This window comes from Streptococcus mitis (assembly GCF_005844455.1).
Lineage (GTDB): Bacteria > Bacillota > Bacilli > Lactobacillales > Streptococcaceae > Streptococcus > Streptococcus mitis_BF.
The window spans coordinates 75,657-82,207 of sequence record NZ_SPGF01000002.1 but is presented as its reverse complement, the minus strand read 5'-3'; the positions used below and the strand labels follow the sequence as shown (position 1 = coordinate 82,207).

The window sequence follows — 6,551 nt, the reverse complement described above, 5'->3', positions numbered from 1 at the left end:
CCGCCGTGAAAAGGCGGTGTCTTAACCCCTTGACCAACGGACCAGAGTTGTTATTTTCAACTCTTACTATTATACCGGCTTTTTCTTTTTTGTCAACATCTTTTTCTAATTTTTTTCATTTTTTTTGCATAGCTTCTTACCGGTTACGGATATCAAACTCTTTAAACACAATACGTAAGTCCCTTAGGACTCTTTGACGCCCTCGGAAACGTTCATTTCTTAAGACGCGTTCTAACTCTTCTTGTTGTTCTTTTGTTTGCTTGTTTCTATAATTTCTTAATGTTTCATAAAAGAGATAATAGTCATCTAGCCAGAGACCTCCCTCACCTATACGATGACTAATTTCACCCACTTCTTCATAAGGTTCTTTATCATATCTTCGCTTCTGACTTTCTTGTTTACGGAGATAATCTAAAATCCGATTTCGAAATTTGGTTTTGAAATATTTACGTAAGCGTGGAATATCTTCAACCAGTTCTTCTTCTATACTGATCAATTCATGTAAGCAGATCATTCCCTCTTGTTCCCAATCCGATAACTCCCATAAATGAAGGTAATATTCATTTCTACACTTGTATACAATTCCCTGCACTTCTTCATACAATTCTTTAAGCATAGTGTTCCCCTTTCTGTTTACAGTCTATCAAATCAAGAAGCTAATTGGGTTCATTTCATCCATTCTGTCCCCTTTACTGCCTCAACTGCACAAAAAAGAGAGGAAACGCCTCTCTTTGGGTTATTTTTCGTCATTCATTTTTGACTTTACTTCATCATAAGATAATGCATGAGATTCCTCTTCTACTGTTTCAGGCATCTTTCCTGTTTCGTAAAGAGATTTAATTTGTGTACTATCCAATGTTTCGTATTTCAATAATGCTTCTGCAATCAACTTGTGAGTTTCACGATTTGACTGAATAATTTCAGCAGCTTTATTTCGTGCTTCATTCAATAATGAACGAACCTCTTCGTCAATTTCATAAGCTGTTTGTTCTGAAATTGATTTTTGAGGACTCTGTGCACCAAACATAGCATGATTCCCCTCATATTGTACCGGACCAAGTTTTTCACTCATACCGTACTCTGTAACCATTGCACGCGCCATTTGAGTCGCCTGTTCAAAGTCGTTTGAAGCTCCTGTAGTTTGGACATTAAAGATAATTTCTTCAGCTACACGTCCTCCCATTAAGCCAGCCAATTGCTCTTTCATATCTTCTTTAGATAGAAGCATTTGGTCTTCCTTAGGAAGTGCAATCATATAACCACCTGCACGGCCACGTGGTACAATTGTAACCTTATGAACAACGCGGGCATTCGACAAGACTAGACCTACAATGGTATGTCCTGCCTCATGGTAGGCAACCAATTCACGTTCTTTTTGTGAAACTGTCTTATCTTTCTTAGAAGGACCAGCAATAACTCTATCTTCTGCTTCATCAATATCAGAAGCATCGATAATCGTTTTATTACGACGAGCAGCGACTAAAGCCGCTTCATTCAAGACATTCTCTAAATCAGCACCAACAAAACCTGGAGTTTGTTGAGCCACTAATTTCAAATCTACATCTTCTGCTAAAGGCTTGTTCTTAGCATGAACTTTCAAGATTGCTTCACGACCTTTAACATCAGGGCGACCAACCAAGACTTTTCTATCAAAACGTCCTGGACGCAAGAGGGCAGGGTCAAGTACATCTGAACGGTTTGTCGCAGCGATGACAATAATCCCTTCATTTCCCTCAAAACCATCCATCTCAATCAAAAGTTGGTTCAAGGTTTGTTCACGTTCGTCATTACCTCCGCCGAGACCGACTCCACGTTGACGTCCAACAGCATCAATTTCATCGATAAAGATGATAGCTGGTGCTGCTTTTTTAGCATCTTCAAAAAGAGAACGAACACGACTAGCCCCAACTCCGACAAACATTTCTACAAAGTCAGAACCTGAGATACTAAAGAATGGAACACCCGCTTCCCCGGCGACTGCTTTAGCAAGTAACGTCTTACCTGTTCCCGGAGGTCCCTCCAAAAGAACCCCTGCCGGAATACGGGCTCCAAGTTTTGTAAATCGTTTTGGATCTTTTAAGAATTCAACAACTTCAACTAGTTCTTGTTTTTCTTCCTCAGCTCCAGCAACATCTGAAAATCTTACTTTAATATCTTCTTTATTTGCAGCTTTAGCCTTACTACGTCCAAAACTCATCGGGTTACGGCTATTATTTCCTCCCATATTTCCCATCATAGAGAATAGGAAGAAGAATAGAATACCGAATGGCACAATGGATACAAGAATATTAATCCACATACCACTTGAACTTTCATGCTTAACAGTTACTTCCGCTTTATGGTCAGAAGCAAGTTTTTGCAATTCGGATACTGTAGTATCTGAAGGAAGAATAATACTTGAAAATTTCTCTACTGTTGTAGCAGAAGGAGAAAAGAACTGGATACCTGTTTCTTCCTTACTTGTTTTAGGATTTTTATAAACACCCGAAACTTCGATAACACTACCATTTGGTTGGTAAGTTAATTCTTTTACATTGTCATCGGTAATTTCTTTTACCAATTCTGTATAATTAATTTGCTCACTTTTCCCTGCAACACTACCTGTACTAAAATACTGATAACCTGTAACTAGGAGAAAAATAAGTAATAACCATAGAAAAGGATTTTTAATTAAACCATTATTTTGTTTTTTCATTAAAAATTGTTCTTTCTAATTTGAATACACTTCTTCTTTCAATACTCCAACATAAGGAAGGTTACGATAATTTTCTTTGTAGTCTAAACCATAACCTACTACAAACTCATTTGGAATAGTAAAGCAAGTATAGTCAGCCTCAATTTCTACAACACGTCCCTCTGGTTTATCCAACAAGGTTGCAATTTTAACAGAGGCTGCTTCTCTTGCAATAAACATATCTCGCAAATTCTTCAAAGTTTGACCTGTATCAATGATATCTTCTACAAATAAAACATCTCTTCCTTTGATATCTTGAGTCACATCTTGTTTAATATTGATAACACCGCTACTTGCTGTTCCACCATGATAGCTAGAAACCATCATGAAGTCCATTTCAATATGTGTGTCGATATGTTTGACCAATTCAGCCATAAAAGGAATAGATCCTTTTAAAATCCCAACTAAAATTGGATTTTTTCCTGCATAATCTTTAGTGAGTTGAGCACCTAATTTTTTAGCAGCTTCTGTAATTTCATCGTGTGAAACGAGGATTTTTTTAATATCGTTTTCTAACATTTTTTTACCTATCTATTTTTTCTATATAAAGTACAGTGTTCATTATATCATTTTTCGTGTTTTTACTCAAATTACTGGTCGCAATTCCAAAAATTGAGACAATTTCACCAAATTGCTCAATAATCAACGCAGATTTTCGCTTTTCCATAGGGATTTTCAAATCAATAAATAGACGTCTGAGTTTTTTTCTATGCCCATTTTGAATCAGAACATCTCCCGGTTTTCGATGACGAATGTGTATGGATGTTTCGCGTGAAACAGGTATTTGTTGAATTGATTCACCTTCTAATGGAAGTCCAAAGGAAAATGTGTATCCTTGATAAGCTACCTGATTGTGATAGTGTAACACAAGTTCATCTTCCTTTTCATCAGACTGCGGACTGATTTTACAAATCTGAAACTGTTGGTACTCTTTTATCAATTCATAGCCATTTTTAAGCGGATGACGATACTGGCTTTTAAATTTTAAAATCTGCCGAACTTCTTCAAACTGAGCTTTTGTAAGATTCAAATCTGGAAAACGATTCAGATAAGTTTGAAGTAAAACTCTTTGTGTAGACTCAGAATAAGACAATAGCTGCTGTAAATTTTCTACATCAATATTGTTAGATAATTCAGCTATAGCTAAGTCATAATCTAAAATTTCATTTCCGATACTTAAGATTGCATCTCTAAATCGAGGATTTTCTTTTTCTAATTCTGGTAAATAAGAATTTCGAATACGATTTCGAAAATAATGATTTTCCTGATTTGATGTATCTTCGAAGTGAAAAATTGGTGGAAAGTCTTTTTTCTGAAAATGCAAGAAGGGACGAATGATTTCTATCTCTCCGACTACTTGCTTCTCCTTAATTCCTGATAGATAGCGCAAACGAGTACCTCGAATCAAACGCATTAAAATCGTTTCCGCCTGATCATCCGCATGGTGGGCAGTGACTAAAGCTGTCGCACCTGTCTTTTTCATGACCTCTTGAAAAAAATCATAACGAAAATTTCGTGCACGCGCTTCTGAAAATTCTCCTGAAAAATTGCTGATATAAATAGGAAGCTCTGCTTCAGCAGCCAACTTCCTTAATTCCTTTTCTTCCCAATCAGACTCTATTCTCTGCTTATGATTCACATGGGCTAGAATCAATTCAATTTCTAACTCTTTTTGATAAGTAGATAATACCTTAAATAGAAACATAGAATCTAATCCACCAGAAAGAGCTAGCACCACCTTAGTATGCTTTTTGAAATATCCCTTCTTGAGAAAATGATTTAAAAAATCTTGTTCCCTCATTTTAGAACCTCATAAACATCCTTGGCTATCTGAGAAATTGTATCATAATCAGAATTTTTAGTGAAAATAGAAAGAATAAATGGAGAATCTGCATAGACAACACCCGTATCATGCTTAAATTCGTCCGCATCCCCAATTTTATGAGCTACCTTCACAGAAACACCTTTGGCAATTCGCTGATTATCAAAATCTGTTTTAGTCAAAGACTCTAGCACAAATCCATTTTGATTATAAATAGCTTCCATGACCTTCCCGGCCATCTTAGAAGAAATCAATTTTTCTTTTAGATCCCAATCATCTCCCATAATGGCAGACATCTTGGATTTGAATGTGGCATCAGATTGGTTTGAAATGTAATACCCCAATATATTATGAGCTACATTATCAGATTCTTTAGATACTTTTGTGATTAAGTCCTTGAGAGAATACTTTTTATTATCCTCTTTTTTAGAAAGACTACCACTTCCCTCTGGTTTATAAGAACCTGGAAAATCATTGACTGCAGATACGTATTTTACAGTCGTGTCTAACTGATAAATACCCTCATTTATTTTTTCTTGCGTATAATAAAGATAAGGGAGTTTCAAAACACTAGCTGCATACATCTTTTCATCTTGATTGATACCAGCTTCTTTTCCAGTAGCCAGTTGCTTAACATAAATAGAGAAAGAATCTTTTTGATATTTTTCAGATAACATTTCTTGGACTTTACTCATCCTATTATCTTCTTCAGAAATTGATTCCTTATCTACCCATCCAACCTGATCAATATGTAGAAATTCTTTTCCTTCTACAAACATGGTCTTATCGATTGATACCTGCGAATAAGCTGATAAAGACGATTTCACTTCTTTTAAATCATAAGGACTATTATACAATTTAAAGTCAGATTCTAACCATACTTTTTTTATTGTAGGAGTTACCTCTGACTGGTCATATAAAAATCGTTTGTCTGCAGCTATAAATTGATGATTGGATAACTTAAATACCGGGATTCCTTGTTTATTTAAGCGCCACTCAGTTATTTGGAAACTTGTTTTTGGAGTTAATTTTCCAGATTCTACAACTAAATCTTCATTCGCATAAACAGGAACTTCTCCATAAACCATAGGAGAATTTAGCTTTTCTCTAAAATAAATACCAAAGTCAGATTGTGAAAGGTAATAAATTTCTTTCGAAGTATAGACGACTTCTTTTTCTGTGCTAACGACTTTTGAGATGGTCAAAAAACTCGGTAGCAACAAAATAATTAAGAATTTACGCATTCTTCCTTTCCTTTTCTTCTTGTAAACGCAATAATTGATTTTTATCAGCCAATTCTTCCAGCTTTTCATCTGATAAACTCAAAAATTGCTCTATTACGTCTAGTAAATTTTCCATTTTATCACCTTTGAAGCAAGTCAGGAATCGTATAAACTATTTCCCTCGACTTAGAATAATAGTACTTCGCTCGTGTATATTTGGCAGCATAATCCTCATCTTTCAACTTGGTGGCAAATGCTGTCTCCTTATCCTTTTCATCACTCAAAGTTTGATACTGAGTTTGCAAGTCTGCTAATTGCTGACGTCTTTGGAGTAATTGCTGATAACTCTGCGCTAAATTAAAAGTTGGCAAGATAAATAATAGCATAATCAAAATCAATACCCACCCCATAAAACGATTCCGTTTTTGTCGTTCTTTCATCAGGTAGCGACGACGTTGATATTCATTTTGGATAAAAGAATTATTCAATTGTACAATATTTTTAGACATTTTCTTCTACCCGTGTTTCACTGATAATTTCATACATGCCTGCTGCATCTTCTTTTTTTGTACTATCTTTCATCTCTAGTACTTTGACAAGTAGCAACTTATTTCCAAAACGAATTTCAACTTGGTCATTAACTTTCAAATCCGTTGAACTCTTGGCCAAGATTCCATTCACCTTGATTCTGCCTTTATCTGCTACTTCTTTTGCGACTGTACGACGCTTGATAATTCGCGATACTTTTAAATATTTGTCTAATCTCATCCTT

8 protein-coding genes are annotated in these 6,551 nt (G+C 35.5%); all 8 read right to left on the bottom strand.

Annotated elements, in window-relative coordinates; translation table 11 throughout:
• Positions 1-136 precede the first annotated feature (136 nt).
• Positions 137-616: a sigma-70 family RNA polymerase sigma factor gene (locus tag FGQ53_RS01035; protein ID WP_138335201.1), complete on the bottom strand. Its 480-nt coding sequence runs from the start codon at positions 614-616 to the stop codon at positions 137-139.
• A 120-nt stretch (positions 617-736) separates the two neighbouring features.
• Complete coding sequence (gene ftsH, locus FGQ53_RS01030; protein ID WP_138335200.1) at positions 737-2,695, bottom strand: ATP-dependent zinc metalloprotease FtsH; 1,959 nt, start codon at positions 2,693-2,695, stop codon at positions 737-739.
• Positions 2,696-2,710: 15 nt separating this feature from the next.
• Complete coding sequence (gene hpt / locus FGQ53_RS01025; RefSeq protein WP_020902319.1) at positions 2,711-3,253, bottom strand: hypoxanthine phosphoribosyltransferase; 543 nt, start codon at positions 3,251-3,253, stop codon at positions 2,711-2,713.
• 4 nt (positions 3,254-3,257) lie between these two features.
• Positions 3,258-4,535 carry a tRNA lysidine(34) synthetase TilS gene (tilS, locus tag FGQ53_RS01020; protein ID WP_138335199.1) on the bottom strand — a complete coding sequence of 426 codons (1,278 nt, stop codon included), beginning with the start codon at positions 4,533-4,535 and terminating at the stop codon, positions 3,258-3,260.
• Complete coding sequence (locus FGQ53_RS01015; RefSeq protein WP_138335198.1) at positions 4,532-5,800, bottom strand: serine hydrolase; 1,269 nt, start codon at positions 5,798-5,800, stop codon at positions 4,532-4,534. The genes tilS and FGQ53_RS01015 overlap by 4 nt, the downstream gene beginning before the upstream one ends.
• Positions 5,793-5,915 (bottom strand): SP_0009 family protein, encoded by a 123-nt coding sequence (locus tag FGQ53_RS12110; protein WP_000429334.1) that lies wholly within the window; start codon positions 5,913-5,915, stop codon positions 5,793-5,795. Before FGQ53_RS12110 ends, FGQ53_RS01015 begins: the two co-directional genes overlap by 8 nt.
• A gap of 4 nt (positions 5,916-5,919) precedes the next feature.
• Complete coding sequence (locus tag FGQ53_RS01010) at positions 5,920-6,288, bottom strand: septum formation initiator family protein (protein WP_000041912.1); 369 nt, start codon at positions 6,286-6,288, stop codon at positions 5,920-5,922.
• Positions 6,281-6,547, bottom strand: coding sequence for an RNA-binding S4 domain-containing protein (locus FGQ53_RS01005; RefSeq protein ID WP_001234978.1), 267 nt, complete (start codon positions 6,545-6,547; stop codon positions 6,281-6,283). Before FGQ53_RS01005 ends, FGQ53_RS01010 begins: the two co-directional genes overlap by 8 nt.
• Between the last annotated feature and the right edge of the window lie 4 nt (positions 6,548-6,551).